This window comes from Streptomyces sp. CA-249302, assembly GCF_050936785.1.
Classification (GTDB): Bacteria; Actinomycetota; Actinomycetes; order Streptomycetales; family Streptomycetaceae; genus Streptomyces.
In genome coordinates, this window is record NZ_JBNJMG010000001.1 from 4,245,315 (window position 1) to 4,266,226 (window position 20,912).

General features: G+C 70.1%; 22 protein-coding genes. 12 read left to right on the forward strand and 10 right to left on the reverse strand.

Features of this window, described 5'->3' with window-relative positions; all coding sequences use genetic code 11:
• Window positions 1–12: 12 nt before the first annotated feature.
• Both ACQEWB_RS19005 and clpS read right to left on the reverse strand, forming a co-directional pair.
• Window positions 13–615, reverse strand: coding sequence for a DUF2017 domain-containing protein (locus ACQEWB_RS19005; RefSeq protein ID WP_432832485.1), 603 nt, complete (start codon window positions 613–615; stop codon window positions 13–15).
• Between the two features lie 14 nt (window positions 616–629).
• A complete protein-coding gene (gene clpS, locus ACQEWB_RS19010) occupies window positions 630–947 on the reverse strand; it encodes an ATP-dependent Clp protease adapter ClpS (RefSeq protein ID WP_432832487.1) in 318 nt (105 codons plus the stop codon).
• A 58-nt stretch (window positions 948–1,005) separates the two neighbouring features.
• On the opposite strand from clpS, the gene ACQEWB_RS19015 reads away from it, so the two are divergent.
• Window positions 1,006–2,352 (forward strand): nicotinate phosphoribosyltransferase, encoded by a 1,347-nt coding sequence (locus ACQEWB_RS19015; RefSeq protein WP_432832489.1) that lies wholly within the window; start codon window positions 1,006–1,008, stop codon window positions 2,350–2,352.
• 127 nt (window positions 2,353–2,479) lie between these two features.
• On the forward strand, window positions 2,480–3,070 hold the full coding sequence (locus ACQEWB_RS19020; RefSeq protein WP_432832491.1) for an isochorismatase family protein: 591 nt from the start codon (window positions 2,480–2,482) through the stop codon (window positions 3,068–3,070).
• A 21-nt stretch (window positions 3,071–3,091) separates the two neighbouring features.
• Here the strand turns inward: ACQEWB_RS19020 and ACQEWB_RS19025 are convergent, their stop codons facing one another.
• Both ACQEWB_RS19025 and ACQEWB_RS19030 read right to left on the reverse strand, forming a co-directional pair.
• Window positions 3,092–3,436, reverse strand: a complete 345-nt coding sequence (locus tag ACQEWB_RS19025) for a hypothetical protein (protein WP_432832493.1) — start codon at window positions 3,434–3,436, stop codon at window positions 3,092–3,094.
• 146 nt (window positions 3,437–3,582) lie between these two features.
• Entirely contained in the window at window positions 3,583–5,937 is a 2,355-nt protein-coding gene (locus ACQEWB_RS19030; protein WP_432832495.1) for an immune inhibitor A domain-containing protein, read from the reverse strand.
• A 333-nt stretch (window positions 5,938–6,270) separates the two neighbouring features.
• Here ACQEWB_RS19030 and ACQEWB_RS19035 point away from each other — a divergent pair, with 333 nt between their 5' ends.
• A complete protein-coding gene (locus ACQEWB_RS19035; protein WP_432832497.1) occupies window positions 6,271–6,540 on the forward strand; it encodes a hypothetical protein in 270 nt (89 codons plus the stop codon).
• A 43-nt stretch (window positions 6,541–6,583) separates the two neighbouring features.
• On the opposite strand, the gene ACQEWB_RS19040 is transcribed toward ACQEWB_RS19035, so the two are convergent.
• Together ACQEWB_RS19040 and ACQEWB_RS19045 are read right to left on the reverse strand one after the other, a co-directional pair.
• Complete coding sequence (locus tag ACQEWB_RS19040) at window positions 6,584–7,192, reverse strand: RDD family protein (RefSeq protein ID WP_432832499.1); 609 nt, start codon at window positions 7,190–7,192, stop codon at window positions 6,584–6,586.
• A gap of 89 nt (window positions 7,193–7,281) precedes the next feature.
• Entirely contained in the window at window positions 7,282–8,886 is a 1,605-nt protein-coding gene (locus tag ACQEWB_RS19045; RefSeq protein WP_432832501.1) for an RDD family protein, read from the reverse strand.
• 262 nt (window positions 8,887–9,148) lie between these two features.
• Here ACQEWB_RS19045 and ACQEWB_RS19050 point away from each other — a divergent pair, with 262 nt between their 5' ends.
• Window positions 9,149–9,562 carry an SsgA family sporulation/cell division regulator gene (locus ACQEWB_RS19050; protein ID WP_432832503.1) on the forward strand — a complete coding sequence of 138 codons (414 nt, stop codon included), beginning with the start codon at window positions 9,149–9,151 and terminating at the stop codon, window positions 9,560–9,562.
• Between the two features lie 34 nt (window positions 9,563–9,596).
• On the opposite strand, the gene ACQEWB_RS19055 is transcribed toward ACQEWB_RS19050, so the two are convergent.
• A complete protein-coding gene (locus ACQEWB_RS19055; protein WP_432832505.1) occupies window positions 9,597–11,003 on the reverse strand; it encodes an FAD-binding oxidoreductase in 1,407 nt (468 codons plus the stop codon).
• A gap of 408 nt (window positions 11,004–11,411) precedes the next feature.
• Here ACQEWB_RS19055 and ACQEWB_RS19060 point away from each other — a divergent pair, with 408 nt between their 5' ends.
• A complete protein-coding gene (locus tag ACQEWB_RS19060; protein ID WP_432843883.1) occupies window positions 11,412–12,830 on the forward strand; it encodes a tetratricopeptide repeat protein in 1,419 nt (472 codons plus the stop codon).
• Between the two features lie 7 nt (window positions 12,831–12,837).
• On the opposite strand, the gene ACQEWB_RS19065 is transcribed toward ACQEWB_RS19060, so the two are convergent.
• The gene (locus tag ACQEWB_RS19065) at window positions 12,838–13,707 is read right to left on the reverse strand and encodes a Teichoic acid biosynthesis protein C (Precursor) (protein WP_432832507.1); all 870 of its coding nucleotides are present in this window, start codon (window positions 13,705–13,707) and stop codon (window positions 12,838–12,840) included.
• An 86-nt stretch (window positions 13,708–13,793) separates the two neighbouring features.
• The gene (gene hppD / locus ACQEWB_RS19070) at window positions 13,794–14,939 is read right to left on the reverse strand and encodes a 4-hydroxyphenylpyruvate dioxygenase (RefSeq protein WP_432832509.1); all 1,146 of its coding nucleotides are present in this window, start codon (window positions 14,937–14,939) and stop codon (window positions 13,794–13,796) included.
• A 127-nt stretch (window positions 14,940–15,066) separates the two neighbouring features.
• On the opposite strand from hppD, the gene ACQEWB_RS19075 reads away from it, so the two are divergent.
• The 7 genes from ACQEWB_RS19075 to ACQEWB_RS19105 are packed head-to-tail and all read left to right on the forward strand — an operon-like array spanning window position 15,067 to window position 20,126.
• On the forward strand, window positions 15,067–15,555 hold the full coding sequence (locus ACQEWB_RS19075; RefSeq protein WP_432832511.1) for an Lrp/AsnC family transcriptional regulator: 489 nt from the start codon (window positions 15,067–15,069) through the stop codon (window positions 15,553–15,555).
• 11 nt (window positions 15,556–15,566) lie between these two features.
• Entirely contained in the window at window positions 15,567–16,214 is a 648-nt protein-coding gene (locus tag ACQEWB_RS19080; protein WP_432832513.1) for an ABC transporter permease, read from the forward strand.
• Window positions 16,207–17,442 carry a betaine/proline/choline family ABC transporter ATP-binding protein gene (locus ACQEWB_RS19085; protein WP_432832515.1) on the forward strand — a complete coding sequence of 412 codons (1,236 nt, stop codon included), beginning with the start codon at window positions 16,207–16,209 and terminating at the stop codon, window positions 17,440–17,442. The genes ACQEWB_RS19080 and ACQEWB_RS19085 overlap by 8 nt, the downstream gene beginning before the upstream one ends.
• Window positions 17,443–17,459: 17 nt before the next feature.
• Window positions 17,460–18,296, forward strand: coding sequence for an ABC transporter permease (locus tag ACQEWB_RS19090; protein WP_432843885.1), 837 nt, complete (start codon window positions 17,460–17,462; stop codon window positions 18,294–18,296).
• Window positions 18,293–19,291 (forward strand): glycine betaine ABC transporter substrate-binding protein, encoded by a 999-nt coding sequence (locus tag ACQEWB_RS19095; RefSeq protein ID WP_432832517.1) that lies wholly within the window; start codon window positions 18,293–18,295, stop codon window positions 19,289–19,291. Before ACQEWB_RS19090 ends, ACQEWB_RS19095 begins: the two co-directional genes overlap by 4 nt.
• 53 nt (window positions 19,292–19,344) lie before the next feature.
• Window positions 19,345–19,920 (forward strand): ArsR/SmtB family transcription factor, encoded by a 576-nt coding sequence (locus ACQEWB_RS19100; RefSeq protein WP_432832519.1) that lies wholly within the window; start codon window positions 19,345–19,347, stop codon window positions 19,918–19,920.
• A 14-nt stretch (window positions 19,921–19,934) separates the two neighbouring features.
• Window positions 19,935–20,126: a hypothetical protein gene (locus tag ACQEWB_RS19105; RefSeq protein ID WP_432832522.1), complete on the forward strand. Its 192-nt coding sequence runs from the start codon at window positions 19,935–19,937 to the stop codon at window positions 20,124–20,126.
• Here ACQEWB_RS19105 and ACQEWB_RS19110 read toward each other — a convergent pair.
• Window positions 20,113–20,907 (reverse strand): YlbL family protein, encoded by a 795-nt coding sequence (locus tag ACQEWB_RS19110; protein WP_432832524.1) that lies wholly within the window; start codon window positions 20,905–20,907, stop codon window positions 20,113–20,115. The two genes, ACQEWB_RS19105 and ACQEWB_RS19110, sit on opposite strands and share 14 nt — an antisense overlap.
• Window positions 20,908–20,912: the final 5 nt, after the last annotated feature.

The following is a 20,912-nucleotide window of genomic DNA, read 5'->3' on the forward strand; positions in this document are numbered from 1 at the left end:
GGCCGTCGCATTTCACGGCATAAGGGTGGTCACGAGGGTCTCCTGGAGCCCGCCGAGCCAGAGATAGGCCATCACCATCGGCTTACGGGGGTCCTCGTCCGGGAGCCGGTAGAGGAGGTCGGTGTCGTCCTCGTCCTGGATCTCCAGGCGGGAGCCGATCGCCAGGCGCAGGTCGTTGAGGGAGTTCAGCCACTGCCGGGACTCGCCGACCGAGAGCTTGAGGACCGCGCCGCCGTCGAGGGCCGGGGTGAGGGAGTCCAGGGAGCGGATCACCGCGAGGGCGTTGTCGCGCTTGCCGGCCCGCAGGTCGTTCTCGGTGTAGCGGCGGAACTCGGCGGAGTACTCCTGCTGCTCCTGGGCCTCCTTGGGGCCCGGGGTGCCCTCGGGGTCGCTGTAGGCGTCCGGGAAGAGGCGGCGCAGCACCGGGTCCCTGGGCGGCTCGGTCGGGCCCTCGGCGAAGAGTTCCGCGAGGGGGTCGTCGGGGGCGTCCTCCCCCGGGCCGGGCCCGATGAGTTCCAGGAGCTGTACGGCCAGCGACCGGATGATGGAGATCTCGACGTCGTCGAGGGCGACGGCCGCGCCGCCGCCGGGAAGCGGTTCGAAGTGTCCAGGCATGAAGGTCAGTTCAGCTACTTCCGGTCCTGCTGGAGGGTGGCCCACAGACCGTAGCCGTGCATGGCCTGCACGTCGCGCTCCATCTCCTCGCGGGTTCCGCTGGAGACGACCGCCCGGCCCTTGTGGTGGACGTCGAGCATGAGCTTGGTGGCCTTGTCCTTGGTGTACCCGAAGTACGTCTGGAACACGTAGGTCACGTAGCTCATGAGGTTGACCGGGTCGTTGTGGACGATGGTGACCCAGGGGACGTCGGGCTCGGGTACGGCGAAGACTTCTTCCGCCGACTCGGTGCGTTCGACTTCCAGGGGAGCGGGTGACGTCACAGGGCCCATGCTGCCACGGGCGCCATAAATCGTCACACTGACGCGAAGTGGGGTAGCATCCGGTGCTATGAACACAGCGGACCTTGGGCTGCCGGTGGACGTTCCCTCGACGGCGCTCTTCACTGACCAGTACGAGCTGACGATGCTGCAGGCCGCGCTGAAGGGCGGCACCGCCGAGCGGCGGAGCGTCTTCGAGGTCTTCACCCGGCGGCTGCCGGAGGGGCGGCGCTACGGCGTCGTCGCGGGCACCGGGCGGGTCCTGGACGCGGTGGAGAACTTCCGGTTCGACGCGGACGTCCTGGGCTTCCTGCGGGAGCGGGACATCGTCGACGGACCGACCCTGGAGTGGCTCGCCTCGTACCGCTTCTCCGGCGACATCTGGGGCTACCCGGAGGGCGAGGTGTACTTCCCGGGCTCGCCGATCATGCGGGTGGAGGGGTCGTTCGCCGAGTGCGTGCTGCTGGAGACGGTGATCCTCTCGATCCTCAACCACGACTCCGCGATCGCCGCGGCCGCCTCCCGGATGTCCTCGGCCGCCGGGGAGCGCCCGCTGATCGAGATGGGCGCCCGGCGCACCCACGAGCTCGCCGCGGTCGCCGCCGCGCGGGCCGCGTACGTGGGCGGCTTCACCTCGACCTCCGACCTGGCGGCCGGTTTCCGCTACAACATCCCGACCGTCGGCACCTCCGCGCACGCCTTCACCCTCCTCCACGACCACGAGCGGGACGCCTTCCGGGCCCAGGTGAACTCGCTCGGCCGGAACACGACCCTGCTCGTCGACACGTACGACGTCGCCGCGGCCGTCCGGACGGCCGTCGAGATCGCCGGTCCGGAGCTGGGCGCGGTGCGCATCGACTCCGGTGACCTGCTGCTGGTCGCGCACCGGGTGCGGCAGCAGCTGGACGAGCTGGGCGCTGGCAGGACGAAGATCATCGTGACCTCGGACCTCGACGAGTACGCCATCGCCTCGCTGGCGGCGGCGCCGGTGGACGCGTACGGCGTGGGGACGCAACTGGTGACCGGGTCGGGGCACCCGACCTGCTCGATGGTCTACAAGCTGGTCGCCCGCGCCGAGTCCGCCGACCCGGAGGCGCCGCTGGTGCCGGTGGCGAAGAAGGCGGCGGGCGGCAAGACCTCCATCGGCGGCCGGAAGTGGGCCGCGCGCCGCCCGGACGCGGACGGGGTCGCGGAGGCCGAGGTCGTCGGCACGGGCGCCGTACCGCCGGAGCTCGCCGACCACCAGCTGCTGGTCGAGCTGGTCAAGGGCGGCGACGTGGTGGCCCGCGAACCGCTGGACACCGTGCGGGACCGGCATGCGGCGGCCCGCGCCAACCTGCCGCTTTCGGCCACCCAGCTGTCGCGCGGGGAACCGGTGATCCCGACGGAGTACGCCGTGGGGCGCTCGGGTAGCTAAAGCGGGTGCCGTCGGACGCGCCCCCGTGATGCCCCTCCCGTATCGCCGCAGAAGTCAATAGGCTCGGAAGTTCAACGGCCGGGCCCGCACCCCTCCCCCGACCCCCTCGTCGAGAAGGAAACCCACCATGCGCCGCGCCTTGATCGTCGTAGACGTGCAGAACGACTTCTGCGAGGGGGGCAGCCTCGCCGTGGCCGGCGGTGCCGATGTGGCCGCCGCCGTCACCGAGCTGATCGGGCAGGCGGGCGGCTCCGGCTACCAGCACGTGGTGGCCACCCGCGACCACCACATCGCGCCCGGCGGCCACTTCGCCGACAACCCCGACTTCCGGCACTCCTGGCCCGCGCACTGCGTCGCGGGCACCGAGGGCGTCGGCTTCCACCCGAACTTCGCGCCCGCCGTCGCCTCCGGGGCGATCGACGCCGTCTTCGACAAGGGGGCGTACGCGGCGGCCTACAGCGGCTTCGAGGGCGCCGACGAGAACGGGGTGAAGCTCGCGGACTGGCTGCGGGCGCGGGAGGTCGGCGAGGTGGACGTGGTCGGGATCGCCACCGACCACTGCGTACGGGCCACCGCCCTGGACTCCGCCCGGGAGGGCTTCCGTACGCAGGTGCTCCTCGACCTGACCGCCGGGGTGGCCCGGGAGACCACCGACCGGGCGCTGGAGGAGCTGCGCGAGGCGGGCGTGGAGCTCTCCGGGAAGCCGGTCGTCGCCTGACCCGGGCTCCGGCTCACCGGCTCACGCCGGGGCCGTCGGCCGCCTCTTCAGGGCCCTGATGGGGTGCCACAGCTCCTGGGCCAGCTCGGGGCCCGCCACGACACCGTTGTCAGGGGCCGTACGCCATATCAGCCCGTCGGGATGGTGCAGGACCGCGGTGATCTCGTCCGGGGTCGGCGGGGCCGCGTTGCCGCGGAGGTAGACCGCTCGCATGCCCAGGTTCCGCAGCCTGGTCAGGGCTCGGGCGCGGTTGCGGGCGTGGACGAGGACACGGACCGAGCCCGTGCCGTCGGTGGCGGGTCTGGGCAGGTTCAGAGCCACCACCACGCTGCCGGTCGGCAGCTTGCAGAAACCTCCTGCGGCCATGCAGGTCACACCCCCGTGCGAGTCGGTGTCGACACGCCTGTCGACGTGTCTGTCAATAAGAAGGGCACAGGACGCACCTAAACACGATCGGCGGCGACCCGCCAGGGGGTCACCGCCGATACGGTTCTGACCTGCGGAAATACCGACTACTTCACCGCGGGGCCGACTTCGAGCGAGATCGTCGAGCCGTCCAGGGCCTCCCGGACGATCTTGATCTTGGTGTTGGTGTCAGTGACGTTCACACCGGCGGCCGGGTTCGAGGCGTCGTAGTAGCTGCTGGTGTGGTCGTTGAAGACCGGCACCCCGTGCGAGCCCTTGATCTTGGTGGCCACGTCCGCCTTGTGCAGCGTGATGCCGTCCGTCGGGTACAGGCTGAACGGCGAGTCGTAGGCCTGGATGCGGTTGCGCATCAGCGTGCCGTCGGACCACTTCAGCGGCGTCGGGTGGGAGTCGATCGGGAGGATCAGACCGGTGCCCGGGTGGACGCTGGTGTTGTCGTCCGCCTCGGAGAGGTCCCACTTCCAGATCAACAGGCCGTTCTGGTACGGGTAGTGCTCCACCCAGTCCGGACGGGTCGTCGAGAAGCCGAAGTTGTACGGGCCGACCTTCAGGGTCTTGTCGTACGACACGTACTGGCGGTTCTCGGCGATGTAGTACTGCGCGTAGTCCTTGGTGAAGGACGCGCCGATGCGGGAGAAGCCGCTCGCGGTCCAACTCGCGTCCGCGGACTCGGCGTTGTCGGAGAAGACGGTCGCGCCGTCCGCGGTGACCGTGATCTCGTCGGCCGCGAAGCCCTTGAGCGCGACGCCGCCGTCGGTCTGGTAGCGGAAGCGCAGGTCGATCTTCTGGCCCGCGTAGGTGTCCAGCGGGTACGACAGCTTCTTGTAGCCGTCGACCGTGCCGGTGAGCGCCGGCTTGTCGCTGCCGTCGCGCGGGATGGCCTGGCCGTCCACTGTGCCGTCCAGGGGCGTCCAGTTGGCGCCGCCGTCGGTCGACACCTCGGCGTAGAGGTAGTCGTAGCCCGACTCGATGTCGTACCAGCCGTCGAGGCTCAGGGTGGCCGCGGACTTGCCGGTGAGGTCGACCGAACGCGTCAGCGTGTTCTTGAGGTTGTCGCCGCTGCCGCTCCACCACTGGGTCGAGCCCTGCGCCGGGGTGACCACGGTCGTGGTGACCGCCTTGTCGGGCAGCGAGACCACCAGGGCCTGCTTGTTCTTGGTGTTGTACTCGGCGACGCCCAGCTTGTGCGCGGACTTGGTGCCGGCCTTCGCGGTGTCGTAGTCGAGCCAGCCCAGCTGGAGCTTGTCCCAGGCGTTCATGTCGCCCGGCAGGTCGCCGATGGCGTTCTTGCCGGTGCCGAGCCAGGAGCCGGAGGACATCAGGGTCCAGAAACCGGTGGAGTTCTCGCCGCCGTTGGTGTCGTACTCGTCCGGCAGGCCGAGGTCGTGGCCGTACTCGTGGGCGTAGACGCCGAGGCCGCCGTTCTCCGGCTGCATGGTGTAGTCGCCGACCCAGATGCCGGTGTCGCCGACCTGGGTGCCGCCGAGCTTGTTGTTGTCGGGGCCGGTGGAACCGGCGTCCGTGCCGAAGGCGTACCAGCGGTGCGCCCAGATCGCGTCGGTGCCCTGGGCACCGCCGCCGGCGGACTCGTCCTCGCCGGCGTGCACGATCTGGAAGTGGTCGACGTAGCCGTCGGGCTCGTTGAAGTTGCCGTCGCCGTCGTAGTCGTAGCGGTCCCACTGGTCGTACTGGGCGAGGTCCGCCTTGATGGCGGCGTCGGACTCGCCGGCCGCCTTCTGGCCCGCGACCCAGGACGTCAGGCCGTCCTTGACCAGGTTCCAGACGCTGGAGCAGGTGGTGGAGCCGCAGGCGTTGTTGCCGTAACGGGCCTCGTTGTAGGGGACCTTGACCCAGTCGGTGACCTCGCCCTCGACCGAGTAGCGCCCCGAGGACTGCTTCTCGTAGTACTTCTTCAGCGACTCGGTGTTCTTGCCGGTGCCGAAGTAGAGGTCCTGGAAGTGCGCCTGGTTGTAGTCCGCCTGCCAGGCCGTGGAGTTGTCCTTGGTGCGGTCCGGCTCGGCTATCTGGTTGTGCAGCGGGCCGACCGTGCCGCCGTAGCGGGGATCGGTCTGGTCGCCGAACTCGACCAGGATGGTGAAGATCTTGTCCGTCTTCTCCCGGCCCAGCTCTACGTACTTGCTGTCGCCCTTCTTGCTGTCGAGCTGGACGACCTGCGAGCCGTTGCGGTCCTTGACCTGGCTCTTGCCGGATATGACCTGGTTCAGGGCTTCTTGGCGCTGCGCCTCCTGCGTCTTGGAGAGCGGCCCGTCGAGGTCGTGCTCGGTGCTGCTCTCGGCCGCCGACGGGTCGTGGCGGTCGACGGTGGCGGTCTTGGCGCTGTCGGCGGCCTGCGCCACGGCGAACGTCGAGAACGTGGCGGTGGCCGCCGCGAGCGCGACACCGACCGCGGCCGCTCTGAACGTCCAGGGTTTTAGGGTCACTTGAGGTCCTCGTGGTCAAGGTGGTATTTCAAGTGACGTAATTCGACTAGAGGTTGGTAAGAAAAAACAGACCTTGACTTGGACAGAACAAGTGCACTATGCGGAGCCGGGGTTCGCTTTGCGGACACCCCGACCGGCGCGTTCGAACGTCCACGTGTTGGACGCCATGACTCCGTGCGCCCCCTGTGCACCGGCACTGTTGGTTAGGTCACGCTTACCGTTCGTTCCACTCGGGCATGCACGCGATTAGAGTCGGCTGGCGGCACGCCCCCGAAACGGCGGAAAGCCAGGCCGACACCCCCGTGGACCCCCACTTCCGAGGACACGATTGCCATGCCTCGTCCGACTGCCGCACAGCTCGCCTACGGTTCCTGCACCGTGATCTTCTCGACGCTCGCCATGCTGCTGCTGTCACAGACGAGTTCGGGTCTGGGGATCGCGATCATCGCCGCCTCGGCGCTCGCCCTCGGTCTCCTCGTCGCCATGACGGTGCCGCTGCCCCGGACGCGGGTCGTCGCGGTGGGCGGGCCCGCCACCGCGGAGCCCCAGAAAGCCGAGGAGCCCGTGCCGGTCGCGGCAACGGGCTCGTCGACTGCTGCGTGACCGCAGCACGACTCCTGCGTGAGGCGGGTCAGTCGGTGCCGGGTCAGTTGGTGCTGACCACCACCGTCTTTCCCGCCTTGTCGTGCAGGCCTTGCTTGTAGGGCCGGTCGAAGTAGCTCCAGCCGCCCGAGATCGCGGTCCAGATGCACGCACAGCAGAAGGCGAACGGGATCCACAGCACCGCCGAGCGGGCCAGCGCGGTCTGCACGGAGGGCGTGGACCCGTTGTCGAGGTTGGCCACCCGCATGTTGAGCCACTTCTTGCCGAGCGTCTGTCCCGACTTGCTGATCAGATAGGTGTCGTAGCCGATGTAGAGGACGGCGGCGACGAGCGACTGCGCGAAGGACTTGCCGTACTCGACCTTGTCGCCGTTGACGCTGTACTCGTGCACGCCGAGCGGCCAGGTGACCAGCCAGACGACGATGCCGACGAGGATCAGGTCGATGATGCGCGCGAGCGTCCGCTTGCCGCTGTCGGCGAGCGGGGGCATGCCCGCCAGGGGGTCGTTGGGGTAGGAACCGCCGCCGTAAGGGTCCTGGGGCGGATAGGGGGAGCCCGATCCCGGCGTTCCGGGCGCTCCGGGCGGGGGCTGCTTCCTGAACGGGTCGTCGTCCGGCGGCTGTGGGCCGGAGCCGGGGGGTTCGCTGCTCATGGCCCGAGTGGACCGCGAACCTCCCCGTTCCGCATCCGGCGGACGTCCGTCCGGAGTACCGATTCCGATGGGCCGTATGCCGTAGTCGGCTATCCCGCGACGAACGTACGGGCGGCCTTGTCGTGCCAGCACTGGCGCCACGGGCGGTCGAAGACGCACCACAGAACGCCGACCACGCCGATGCCGAGCAGACCGGGGACGAGGTAGACGAGCCAGCGGCGTACGGCTCCGCCCCAGGACGGCGGCTCGTGGCCCTCGATGTCGCGGACCTCGAGGCCGAGCAGCTTCTTGCCGAGGGTGCGGCCCCACTTGGCGGTGGGCAGCACCTCGTAGAGGCCACCGAACACGAGCAGGACGGCGAGGATGATGCCGAAGCAGACCGAGGTGGTGCCGTCGAGCAGCCAGACCGTCACGGTCTCGCCGCTGAGCCTCGCCGCGTCGATCTTGTCGTTGATGTGGTCGACCGCCTTGGTGCCGAAGGGTACGGCGACCACGGCGGTGACGGCGCCGACCACGACGGTGTCCAACAGCCGCGCGGCCAGCCGCTTCCCGAGCCCGGCGGGGCGGGCCTCGGACTGCCTCCTCGCGGCCGCCTGGAAGATGTCCTCGACGGGAGGCTTCCAGGGCGTGACGGGCTGCTCGCCCTCGGAGGCGCCGGCCAGCCGGTGCACCTGCTGCGCCCAGGAGGGCTGACCGCCACCGGGGCCGCTGGACATGGGGGCGGCGGGCTGGTTGACCGGGGACTGGCCGGCGGCGGCGGGCTGGGCGGCGGGGGCGTGGCCGGCCGGGGGCTGGGCGGCGGGCACGGACTGCGGGCCGCTCGGCTGCTGCGGGACCGCGGGAGCCGGGTGCTGGGGGCCGGAGAGGGCGGTGGGGGCGGACTGGGCGCCCGGTACGGCGGGGCCCGACTGCGCCGCGGCACGGTCGGCCGCCGCCTTCCCCGCGCCGAAGCCGGGCGAGTTGGGCGCCCCCGTGCCCCCGCTCTGCGCCCCACCCTGCTGACCCGTGCGCGGGGACAGCGCGCGGAAGGTCATGGTGCCCTCGTCGGGGGCGGGGGCGGGGGTGGCGGGGCCGGGGATGCCGGGAGTCGCGGTGCCCGCGGCGCCGGTGCCCGGTCGGCCCGCCGCCCCGGAGTTCGCCGCCTGCCCCGGGCCCGCCGTCGGCCGCCGGAACACGAACGTGCCGTCAGGAAGCGGGTCCGGCGAGCCGTTGTCGGCCGGCGGGATCGTCGCCGAGCCGTCGGTACGGGCCGACCGGCCGTCCGGCTGGGCGGGACCGCGGCCGTCGGACCCGGCACGACCGTCCGCCCCCGCCTGGGCGTCGGCCCCCGTGCGCGGGTCGGACCCCCAGGACACACGCCGGTCCTGGTCGCCGCCGAAGCCCGACTGGTGGGCGCGGTCGGCGCCCCACGCGGACGCCGGCTCGGGACGGCTGCCGTGCTGGGCCTCGGACGGGGGCGCGGACTGCGGTTCGGGGTCCTCGTCGAAGAAGTGCGGGCCGGTCTCCTCCACCGAGAGGGACGGCGCCGAGCCGTGCGGCGGGGCGAGCGACTCGCCGTCCGAAGGTGCCGGACGGCTGGTGCCCGGTACCCACGCGGCACCGTTCCAGTACCGGACATATCCAGGAATGGACGGATCCGGGTAATACCCTTCGCGGGGCCTGTCGTCACCGGGGGCCGGGGTTGGGGCGCTCATGTCCGTCGCCTGTATCTGCTCGGGGGTGGATATCGGGGGCTCCACATCTATCAGACCGGCGCAATCCCCACCGCCAGTCCCACCGGACCCACACTTTCGGGAAGAGCTCGGACAGCCAAAGGGATGCGAAGGGGATGCGAAGCGAAAGCGGCGAAAAAAACTTCTCCGAACCCGCGTAATGCCCGGGCACCCACGGCCCTCTCACGTGTACAGGCCCGCTCACCGGGCCCCGTACACCTGCCCGAGAGAGGAACCGCACGCCATGCACTACACCGTTGTGGAGCGCGAGCTGGAGCTCAAACTCATCCTGTCCCCGGAGCGCAGCATCCCGGTCCCGGCCCGGCTGAGCTACCGCACCGACGACCCGTACGCCGTCCATGTCGTCTTCCACATCAACTCCGAGCAGCCCGTGAACTGGACCTTCTCCCGCGAACTGCTGGTCGAGGGGGTGTTCCGGCCGTGCGGGCAGGGCGACGTGCGGGTGTGGCCGACCAAGTCGGAGGGCCGCAGCGTCGTCCTGATGGCGCTGAGTTCACCGGACGGCGACGCCCTGCTGGAGGCGCCCGCCGCCCAGGTCTCCGCCTGGCTCGAGCGCACGCTGCGGGTGGTGCCCCCGGGGACTGAGGGCGAGCAGCTCGGGATCGACGACGCGCTCGACCAGCTGCTCGCCCAGTGAGCCCTCGGGCCCTCGGGCCCTTGGGAAGAGGCCGTCAGAACAGCTTGCCGGGGTTGAGGATGTCCAGCGGATCGAAGACCCGCTTGATCTCCCGCTGCATCTCCACCCCGACCGGCCCGATCTCGCGCGCCAGCCACTCCTTCTTCAGTACGCCGACGCCGTGCTCGCCGGTGATGGTGCCGCCGAGCTCCAGGCCGAGGGCCATGATCTCGTCGAAGGACTCGCGGGCGCGCCGGGACTCGTCGAGGTCGGCCGCGTCGAAGCAGACGGTGGGGTGCGTGTTGCCGTCACCGGCGTGCGCGCACACCCCGATGGTCAGCTGGTACTTCTCGGCGATCCGGTCGACGCCCTCCAGCATGTCGCCGAGCCGGGAGCGGGGCACGCACACGTCGTCGATCATCGTCGTGCCCTTGACCGCCTCCAGCGCGGTCAGCGAGAGCCGCCGGGCCTGGAGGAGCAGCTCGGACTCGGCGAAGTCGTCCGCCGGGACCACCTGCGTCGCACCGGCCGCCTCGCACAGGGCGCCGACCTCGGCGAGGTCGGCGGCCGGGTCCGGGGTGTCGAAGGCGGCCAGGAGCAGGGCCTCGGTGGTCTCCGGGAGTCCCATGTGCGCGAGGTCGTTGACGGCCTTGACCGTCGTACGGTCCATGAGTTCGAGGAGCGAGGGGACGTGGCCGCCGGCCATGATCCGGCAGACGGCGTCGCAGGCGGCGGCCGCGGAGCCGAACTCGGCGGCCAGCACCAGTTGCTGCGGGGGCCGGGGGCGTAGGGCGAGGACCGCTTTGACGACGATGCCGAGGGAGCCCTCGGAGCCCACGAAGAGGCGCGTGAGGTCGTAGCCGGCGACGCCCTTCGCGGTGCGGCGGCCGGTGGACATCAGACGGCCGTCGGCGAGGACGACATCAAGGCCGAGGACGTACTCCGCCGTCACCCCGTACTTCACGCAGCACAGGCCGCCGGAGGCGGTGCCGATGTTGCCGCCGATCGTGCACATCTCCCAGCTGGAGGGGTCCGGCGGGTAGTAGAGGCCGTGCTCGTTGACCGCGCGGGAGAGGGCGGCGTTGATGACGCCGGGCTCGACGACGGCGATCCGGTCGACGGGGCTGATCTCCAGGATCCGGTCCATCCTGACGAGCGACAGCACGATGCAGCCCTCGGAGGCGTTGGCGCCCCCGGACAGACCGGTGCGGGCGCCCTGCGGGACGACCGGGACGCGCAGCTCGGTGGCGATGCGCATGACGTGCTGGACCTGCTCGACGGTCCTTGGCAGTACGACGACGGCCGGGGCGCCAGCCGGGCAGAAGCTGGCCATGTCGTTGGCGTAGGAGGCCGTGACGTCCGGGTCGGTCAGGACGGCTTCGGCGGGCAGCCCGGCCAGCAGCCGGTCGACGAGGTTGCCGGTGGCTTCGTCGGTGGGCGCTTCGATACGGCTCATGATCACAGCGTCGCACCCGGGGCCATCGGTGTGAACCCCGTCTACGGCACTGGACGTATGCCGGGTGTGGTCGTCGTATTGGCGCACAGTGAGCGGCATGGACAAGCGAGACGCGGCGGCGGGGGGCCGACAGCGGGAAGTGGCGGCCGGGGGCGGGGGGACGCCGGAGTCGGGCCGCGGGGAGACGTGACGGCCGAGGCGCAAGGGGTCTCGGAGGCCGAGCGGCAGGGAAAGCCGACGGCGGGTGGGCAGCGGGGGGCGGAAGCCGGTCGCCGGGTGGCCCCGGGCCCGTCGGGCGCCCCGGGCACGTCGGGTGCCTCGGAAACGCCGACCGCCTCGGCCGGTTCGGGCGTCTCGGCCGGTTCGGGCGTCTCAGCCGGCTCGGGCGTCTCAGCCGGTTCGGGCGCCTCGGCCGTGGCGCGTCGGTCCCCCGCCGGGCTGTGGTTGGTCGCTGCCGCTGTCGCGGGGTGTGCCGTGTTCGGTGGGGTGATGGCGATGTGGCCCTGGGAGCGGGCCGTGCACAAGGCGGTCGCTCCGGCGCCGGGGGCTCAGGCGCTCGGTGCCGTCGCCGCGGGGGTGCCTGCCGCCCTGCCCGATCTCGCCGTGCTCGTCGGTGAGCGCGAGGCGTTCGTGCGGGCGCATCCCCGGGACGCCCGGGCGTGGGCGGTGCTCGGGGCGGCTTATGTCGAGCAGGGGCGGCGGACCGCGGACGCGAGCAACTACCCGCGGGGTGAACGGGCGTTGCGGGCGTCCTTGAAGGTGCGGGGCAACGGGAACGTCGAGGCGATGGACGGGATGGCCGCCCTGGCGAATGCCCGGCGGGACTTCCGGGGAGCCCGGACCTGGGGTGAGGCCGCGTTGAAGGCGGCGCCGAAGCGGTGGACGACGTATCCGCTGCTGATCGACGCCTACACCGGGCTCGGTGACTACAAGGCGACGAAGCGGATGCTGGACCGCCTGCTGGAGCTGCGCTCGGGGCCCGCCGTGCTGGCGCGGGCCGGGGCCGTCTACCGGGACCGCGGCTGGCGCGAGGACGCGGCGGCCGCGCTGACCGACGCGGCCGCGGCCGCGCGGTCCCCCGCCGAGCGGGCGGCCTGGCTGGAGCGGACCGGGCAACTGTCCTTCGAACGCGGTGACTTGGAGGACGCGCTGCGGCACTTCCAGGAGGCCGTACGGATCGACCCCGACCAGCGGGCCGCGGAGGCGGGGCAGGGGCGGGCGCTGGCGGGGCTGGGGCGGCCCACGGAGGCGCTGAACGCGTACCGGGTGGCACTCGCCAAGCAGCCGTGCCCCCAATACGCCCTGGAGCTCGGGGAGTTGTACGAGTCGCTGGGGCTGGGGCAGGCGGCCCGGGTGCAGTACGACCTGCTGCGGGCGCGGGTGCGCGAGGAGGCGGCGGGGGGTGTCGACGACGAGCTGGTGCTGGGCGCCTTCGAGGCGGACCACGGCGATCCGGCCGCCGCCGTACGGCGGTTGCGGGCCGAGTGGCGGCGGCAGCCGGGGATCGCAGTGGCCGACGCGCTGGGCTGGGCCCTGCACCGCGCCGGCGACGACAAGGAGGCGCTGCGCTTCGCGACGGTGGCGACGGACCGGGCGCACGGGGGCGGCGTGCGGAGTGCGCCGTACCTGTATCACCGGGGCGTGATCGAGCAGGAGTTGGAGCAGTACGGCCCCGCCCGCCGCCACCTCCAGGAGGCCCTCCGCGTCAACCCGTACTTCTCACCCCTCCAAGTCCCGCTAGCCAAGGAGGCGTTGGCGGCGCTGGGAGATCCGCCGGACGAGCCGCTGCCCTCGGACGAGGAGAGCAAGGAGCCGGCGGAGAAGGAGCGTTGAGGAGCCTTTACGCGCCCTCGCCGTCCTTGACGAAGATCGAGAAGCGGCGCGCGCCCAGCTCGCCCGAGCCGAAGCCGATGTACGCCTTCGGGTCCGCGGCGCCGCGGACGGCGATGCCCTCCGGCTCGCGGTAGACCAGGGTGTGGCCGGCCTCGGTGCGCTCCTGCTGGTGCAGTTCGCCGGTGGTGATGTCGAGGCTGGAGACGTAGGCGTTGCCGCGCTCGGCGACGGGGTTGGTCTTGGCGTCGTAGGCCGTGCCGGCGATCTGGAAGACGGTGTCGCGGTACAGCGCGTAGCCCTGGAAGGGGATCTTCGGGTCGGGGTGGGCGCCGACCTGGGCGACGTCCGCGATCGGGTCGGCGTAGTCGCGGGCGGTGAAGCGGGCGAGGTCCCAGACGCGGTAGCGGGGCTTGTTGTCCTTGTCGCGGTAGCGGATCGCGATGCGCCCGGACGCCGTGCAGACGGAGGGCTGGTTGTTGGTGGAGTCCGGTATCGGCTTGCGTATGCGCACGTCCGCGCCGGTGCGCACGGCGCCGTCCTTGAAGTGGAAGCGGGTGACGCCCTGGCCGTAGCCGTTCTCGGCGTCGGCCTCGGTCCAGATCCAGGTGGAGCCGTCCTCGGCGTCGTGCTGGATGCCCATGCTGACGCCGTGGCCGAAGCCCTTGAGGTACATGGCGCCGAGCCGGTTGCCCTTGTAGTCCAGCCTGTTGAGGCACAGGTCGCCGGCCGTGTGGCCGGTGGCGGTCACCTGGAGGACGTACAGGTGCTTGTTCTTCTCGTCGAAGGCGAACGACTGCAGCACCGTCGATTCCTTCAGCGTGGCCTTCTGCCACAGCCAGCGGTCCGACGGTACGGCGAGGTTTATCGGCGCGGTCACGCTCTCTCCCAGTCCCGGGGCGCCCCTCGGCACCCGCAGGACTTGAGAGTGTCAACTGCCGTTAACCGGTTGCAAGATCCGGAGATTCACAGGTTTCCGCGCTTGGCCTGCTCCCGCTCGATCGCCTCGAACAGGGCCTTGAAGTTGCCCTTCCCGAAGCCCATCGAGCCGTGCCGCTCGATGATCTCGAAGAAGACGGTCGGGCGGTCCTGGACCGGCTTGGTGAAGATCTGCAGCAGGTAGCCGTCCTCGTCGCGGTCGGCGAGGATCCGCAGCTCACGCAGGGTCTCGACGGGTACGCGGGTGTCGCCGACCCACTCGCCGAGGGTGTCGTAGTACGAGTCCGGGGTGTTGAGGAACTCCACGCCGGCCGCGCGCATGGTCCGTACCGTCTGCACGATGTCGCCGGTGTTGAGCGCGATGTGCTGGACGCCCGCGCCGCCGTAGAACTCCAGGTACTCGTCGATCTGGGACTTCTTCTTGGCGATGGCGGGCTCGTTGATCGGGAACTTGACCTTGAGCGTGCCGTCGGCGACCACCTTCGACATCAGCGCGCTGTACTCGGTGGCGATGTCGTCGCCCACGAACTCCTTCATGTTCGTGAAGCCCATGACCTTGTTGTAGAAGCCGACCCACTCGTTCATCCGGCCGAGCTCGACGTTGCCGACGCAGTGGTCGATGGCCTGGAAGGTGCGGTGCGCGGGCGGCTCGACGATCGGGGACGCGGCGACGAAGCCCGGGAGGTAGGGGCCTTCGTAGTCGGTGCGCTCGACGAGGGTGTGGCGGGTCTCGCCGTACGTGGCGATCGCGGCGAGTACGACGGTGCCGTGCTCGTCCTTGAGCTCGTAGGGCTCGGCGACCGAGCGGGCGCCGTGTTCGAGGGCGTAGGCGTACGCGGCCCGGGCGTCCGGGACCTCGATGGCGAGGTCGATCACGCCGTCGCCGTGCTCGGCCACATGCCGGTCGAGGAAGTGGCCCCAGGTGGTGGCGGGCTTGACGACCGAGGTGAGGACGAAGCGGGCGGAGCCGTTCTCCAGGACGTAGCTCGCGGTCTCGCGGCTGCCGTTCTCCGGTCCGGAGTAGGCGACCAGCTGCATGCCGAAGGCGGTGGAGTAGTAGTGCGCCGCCTGCTTGGCGTTGCCCACGGCGAAGACGACCGCGTCCATTCCCTTGACCGGGAAGGGGTCGGCCTGCCGGGCGGTGTCGGGAGTGTGGTGTGTGGTCTGCGTCATAACGGAAGCGTGTTCCTGGATCGGCAAGGTGCGCAATAGTTTGCGTATCTGCTGGACAATATGTTCAGTGGAAGGCGCGGATTTACGGGGTCTCTGTACAGGATGACCACCGGCTCGGGAGGCTGCTGTGGGGATCAACGGGCTGGACGGGCGGATCATCGTGCTGCTGGCGCGGGAGCCGCGGATCGGGGTGCTGGAGATGTCCCGGCGGCTGGGGGTCGCCCGGGGCACCGTGCAGGCGCGCCTCGACCGGCTTCAGTCGAATGGCGTCATCCGGGGATTCGGGCCCCAGGTGGATCCGGCGGCGCTCGGGTACCCCGTCACCGCCTTCGCCACCCTCCAGATCCGGCAGGGCCAAGGACCGGACGTGCGGGCGCACTTGGCGACCGTGCCCGAGGTGCTGGAGCTGCACACCACCACCGGCAGCGGGGACATGCTGTGCCGCCTGGTGGCCCGCTCCAACGCCGATCTCCAGCGGGTCATCGACCGGGTTGTCGGTTTTGATGGCATTGTCCGGGCCGCCACCGCGATCGTGATGGAGAACCCCGTTCCACTGCGGATCATCCCGCTGGTGGAGCAGGCGGCGGAGGACGACGAGAGGGCGAAGTCGACCTGAGGTGAGCGCGCGTGAGCTTCTGGGAGTACCTGGGCAACCGGCACCAGCAGTTGCTCACGGACGCCTATCAGCACGCGAGCGCCGTGTTCCAGTGCATGGTCGTCGCGACCCTGCTGGGCGTCCTGATCGGTGTCGCCACCTACCGCAGCGAATGGGGCGGGAACCTGGCCACCATGGCCACCTCGACCATTCTGACCATTCCCTCGCTCGCCATGATCGGTCTGCTCATCCCGATCGTGGGGCTGGGCGTGCCGCCCACGGTGATCGCGCTGACCCTGTACGGGCTGCTGCCGATCGTGCGCAACGCGATCGTCGGGCTGCGCGGGGTCGACCCCTCGCTGGTGGACGCGGCGAAGGGCATCGGGATGTCCCGGGTGATGCGGCTGCTGCGGGTCGAGCTGCCGCTGGCCTGGCCGCCGATCCTGACCGGGATCCGGGTCTCCACGCAGATGCTGATGGGCATCGCCGCGATCGCCGCGTACGCCTCCGGGCCCGGGCTCGGCAATGAGATCTTCCGCGGCATCGGCTCGCTCGGCAGCAAGAACGCGCTCAACCAGGTCCTCGCGGGCACGCTCGGGATCATCGTCCTCGCCCTGCTCTTCGACGCCGCGTACGTCCTGATCGGACGGCTGACCATTCCGAGGGGGATCCGTGCCTGACAGCACCCAGGGGGCAACGATCGAGCTGGAGAACCTCACCAAACGGTATCCGGGCAACCCCAACCCGTCCGTGGACAACGTCAACATGGAGATCAAGGCGGGCGAACTCGTCATCTTCGTCGGCCCGTCCGGGTGCGGCAAGTCGACCACGCTCAAGATGATCAACAGGTTGATCGAGCCGTCCGGTGGACGCATCCGCATCAACGGCGAGGACGTCACCGACATGGACCCGGTGAAGCTGCGCCGCAAGGTCGGCTACGCCATCCAGTCGGCCGGCCTCTTCCCGCACATGACGGTCGCCCAGAACATCGCCCTGGTCCCGAAGATGGTCGGCTGGTCCAAGTCCCGTATCAGGAACCGGATCGAGGAGCTGCTCGACCTCGTCGGGCTCGACCCCGGCGAGTTCCACGGCCGCTATCCGCGCCAGCTGTCGGGCGGGCAGCAGCAGCGGGTGGGCGTGGCACGGGCGCTGGCCGCCGATCCCCCGGTCCTCCTCATGGACGAGCCGTTCGGCGCGGTCGACCCGATCACCCGTGATCATCTCCAGGACGAACTGATCAGGCTTCAGCACGAGCTGCACAAGACGATCGTGTTCGTCACGCACGACTTCGACGAGGCGATCAAGCTCGGTGACCGTATCGCCGTCCTGCGCGAACGCTCGCACATCGCTCAGTTCGACACCCCCGAGGCGATCCTCACCAACCCGGCGGACGACTTCGTGTCCGGTTTCGTCGGCGCGGGCGCGGCGCTGAAGCGGCTCAACCTCTCCCGGGTACGGGACGTGGAGATCACCGACTACCCGACGGTGACCGTCGACGACCCGCTCCAGGAGATCTTCAACAAGCTCCGCGGGAGCGGTACGAACGAGATCCTGCTGCTCGACAAGCGCGGCCGCCCCTACAAGTGGCTCAGGCGCGGCGACCTGATGCGGGCCCGCGGCTCGTTGGCCCGGGCGGGCACACTCGTGCACGACACGGTGACCAGGGACGCGACCCTGCGCGACGCCCTGGAGGCGGTGCTGACGGACAACGCGGGGCGGGTCGCGGTGACCGGACGGCGTGGGGAGTACGAGGGTGTCGTCGACATGGAGACGCTCATGAACTCCGTGCACGAACTCCTCGAGGCCGACCGGCTGGAGGCCATGGAGCACCAGCACGAGCTGGAGGAGGCCCGGGCCGGGCAGACGCACGCCGAGCAGGAGGGCCCCGGCGGGGAGGCGAAGGCGTGACCACCCCGGCGGAACGTATGCGGCAGGACGGCGAGCACGACGTGAAGGGCCTCGCCTTCCGCGACGAGGGCGAGGCCGAGCAGGAGGCTCCTCCTCCGCCGCCACAGCGGGCCGGGCGGCGCGTCACCTGGCAGAAGCTGACCTTCCTGCCGGCCGTCCTGATCGCCGTACTCCTCGCGACCTGGCTCTGGTTCGAGCAGGCGACCCTCGACTCGATCTCCCACAACGCCCTCGCGAACGGTGAGGTCTCCAAGGCTCTCTGGCAGCACATCGAACTGACCGCGATCTCCACCTTCTTCGTACTGATCATCGCGATCCCGCTGGGCATCCTGCTGACCCGCAGGGCGTTCCGGAAGGCGACCCCGGTGGCGATGGCGTTCGCCAACATGGGCCAGGCGACCCCCGCGATCGGTCTCCTCGCCCTCCTCGTCATCTGGCTCGGCACGGGCACGAAGGCGGCCCTGATCGGCATGATCGCCTACGCCGTCCTGCCGGTCCTGTCCAACACCATCGCGGGTCTGAAGGCCAACGACCCGACGCTCCTGGAGGCGGCGCGGGGCATCGGCATGTCCTCACTGGGCGTCCTGCGCACGGTGGAACTCCCCCTCGCCGTCCCCCTCATCCTCGCCGGCGTCCGTACGGCCCTCGTCCTCAACGTCGGTACGGCGACGCTGGCGACCTTCGGCGGGGGTGGCGGCCTGGGCGTCCTGATCACGACCGGGATCACCACGCAGCGCATGCCGGTGCTGATGCTGGGCTCGATCCTCACCGTCGTACTCGCCCTGCTGGTGGACTGGCTGGCCTCGCTCGCCGAACTCCTGCTCAGACCAAGGGGATTGGAGGTGGGAACATGAGCCCCAGCCGACATGGACGACATGGACGACGTGGACGACGTGGACGCCTTCTGACGGCCGCCGGGACGGTCCTGCTGCTGGCCTCCGCCTGCGGACTGCAGAGCGGCTCCCCCATGGTCGACGACGTCGTGCCGGGCTCGATCGGGAAGGGCGAGCCCTTGAAGGGCGCCCATCTGACCGTGACCTCGAAGGAGTTCACGGAGCAGCTGATCCTCGGCGCGATGATGGGCATCGCCTTCCAGGCGGCCGGCGCGGACGTGCTCGACCGCACGGGCATCCAGGGTTCGATCGGCGCCCGCGAGGCGGTCAAGTCCGGTGACGCGGACGGCATGTACGAGTACACGGGCACGGCCTGGATCACGTACCTGGGCAACAGCGAACCGATCACCGATCCGCGCAAGCAGTGGGAAGCGGTCCGGGACGCGGACCTGAAGAACGGCCTGACCTGGCTGTCCCCCTCGGCCCTCAACAACACCTACGCGCTGGCCATGAACCAGTCCAACTTCAAGAAGTACGGCACCAGGACGCTCTCGGACGTGGCCGCGCTGGCGAAGAAGGACCCGGGTGCGGTGACGCTGTGCGTGGAGAGCGAGTTCGCCAACCGGGCGGACGGGCTGCCGGGCATGGAGAAGGCGTACGGCATGGACGTGCCGGCCAAGAACATCACGCAGATGGACACCGGGATCATCTACACCCAGGTGAAGAAGGGCAGTTGCACCTACGGCGAGGTCTTCACGACCGACGGCCGCATCAAGTCAATGAACCTCGCGGTGATGCAGGACGACAGGAAGTTCTTCCCCAACTACAACGCGGCGCCGGAGATCAACTCCAAGGCCCTGAAGGAGTGGCCGGCGATCGCGGAGGTCCTGGACCCGGTGACGAAGAAGCTGAACAACACGGTGGCGCAGAGCCTGAACGCGAGGGTGGACGTGAACGGGGAGGATCCGCATCAGGTGGCGTTGGAGTGGATGAAGGCGGAGGGGCTGGTCAAGTAGAGGTTGCAAAGAAAGCATTGCAACAGTTCCTTTGCAACGCTACCTTTGCATGTATGCCGGACGAACTCAGCCGCCCCCGCCTGCTCGACGCTCGGTCGCTGCGCGGACTTGCCCATCCGCTGCGTATGCAGCTGCTCGTCGCGCTACGCCGTAGTGGTCCCGCCACTGCTTCCCAACTGGCGGAGAAACTGGGCGAGTCGAGCGGGTCGACCAGCTACCACCTGCGCCAGCTGGCCACGCACGGCTTCGTCGTGGACGCGCCCGAGAAGGGCAAGGGGCGCGAGCGCTGGTGGAAAGCGGTGGACCGAGGGGTGGAGTTCGACGACACCCTGCTCCGGGATCCCGACCCGACCGTGCGCGGAGCCGCCGCCGTATTCCGCTTCGAGGTCGCCAACGTCCACACCCAGGAAGTCACCACCTGGCTCGGCAACCAGCACGAATGGCCGCAGGAGTGGGACAGCGCGACCGACCTCAGCGACTTCACCGGGCGGCTGACCCCCGAGCTGGCGCGCGAACTCATCCAGAAGATGCACGAGTTGATCGAGAGCTACCGTCCCCTGCCCGAGGACACCCCGGGTGCGCAGACGGTCCGTATCCACACGCACCTCTTCCCCAGCACCCCGCTGTGAAAGGCGACCGTCCGATGCACCCCGAGACCCACCTCGCCCTGCACCACGCCCGCGCCGCCGAACTCCGGGCCGAGGCCGAGGCCCACAACCTCGCCGCCGCGATCCACCCCCGCCGAGACCTCCGTACCCGCGTCGGCTGGACCCTCGTAGAACTGGGCCTGCGTCTGGCCACGCCAAGGCCGGTCTTAACCCCTACCGGCAGCTAGGTACGGAGCCCTTCCCGGTCTCCAAGGCCGCCAACGAAGAGACCGCGCCCTTCAGCGTCGTGACCGGAATCAGCCGAAGCCCCTTCGGCAGTTCGGACTTGGCGTCGGAGCACTCGTCCTTCGGGACGAGGAACACCGTCGCCCCGTCCCGCCGCGCCGCCTGCGTCTTCAGCGCCACGCCACCCACCGCACCGACCTTCCCGTCGGCGTCGATGGTCCCCGTACCGGCGATGTTGCGGCCACCCGTGAGGTCGCCCCCGCTGCCGTTGCCGTCGAGCTTGTCGATGATGCCGAGGGTGAAGAGCAGCCCCGCGCTCGGCCCGCCCACGTCGGCCAGCTTGAGGGTGACCTTGACCTTCTCGTCGCTCAGGTGGAGGTAGTCCAGCGCGGCCTGGGTGGCCTCGTCCTGGGACTCCTTCATCTGTGCGGTGTTGTGCTCCTCGATCTGCTTCGTGCTCTGCCCGCTCGGATAGACGGAGTCCCTCGGCATGACCGCCTTGTCCGTGGCGAACCACGCCGAAAGGACATCACCCAGCGAAACCCGCGTGTCCGGGTTGGTCGCCTCGATCGTCGTCATGCGCAGTTGTCCGGTCGTCTTCCGGACCGGCGCCCCCGAGATCGTGATCACGGGGGTGCCCTTGTTGTCCGCCAGCACGTTCGCCGTCATCCCGGGCTGCGCCAGGGAGAACGGCAGCGGCGCGAAGACCGCCGTGGCGAGCAGCGCCACGACGGGCGCGGCGCAGACGGCGAGGGCCTGGGGGCGTGTGAGGCGAGAGAGCACGGGAT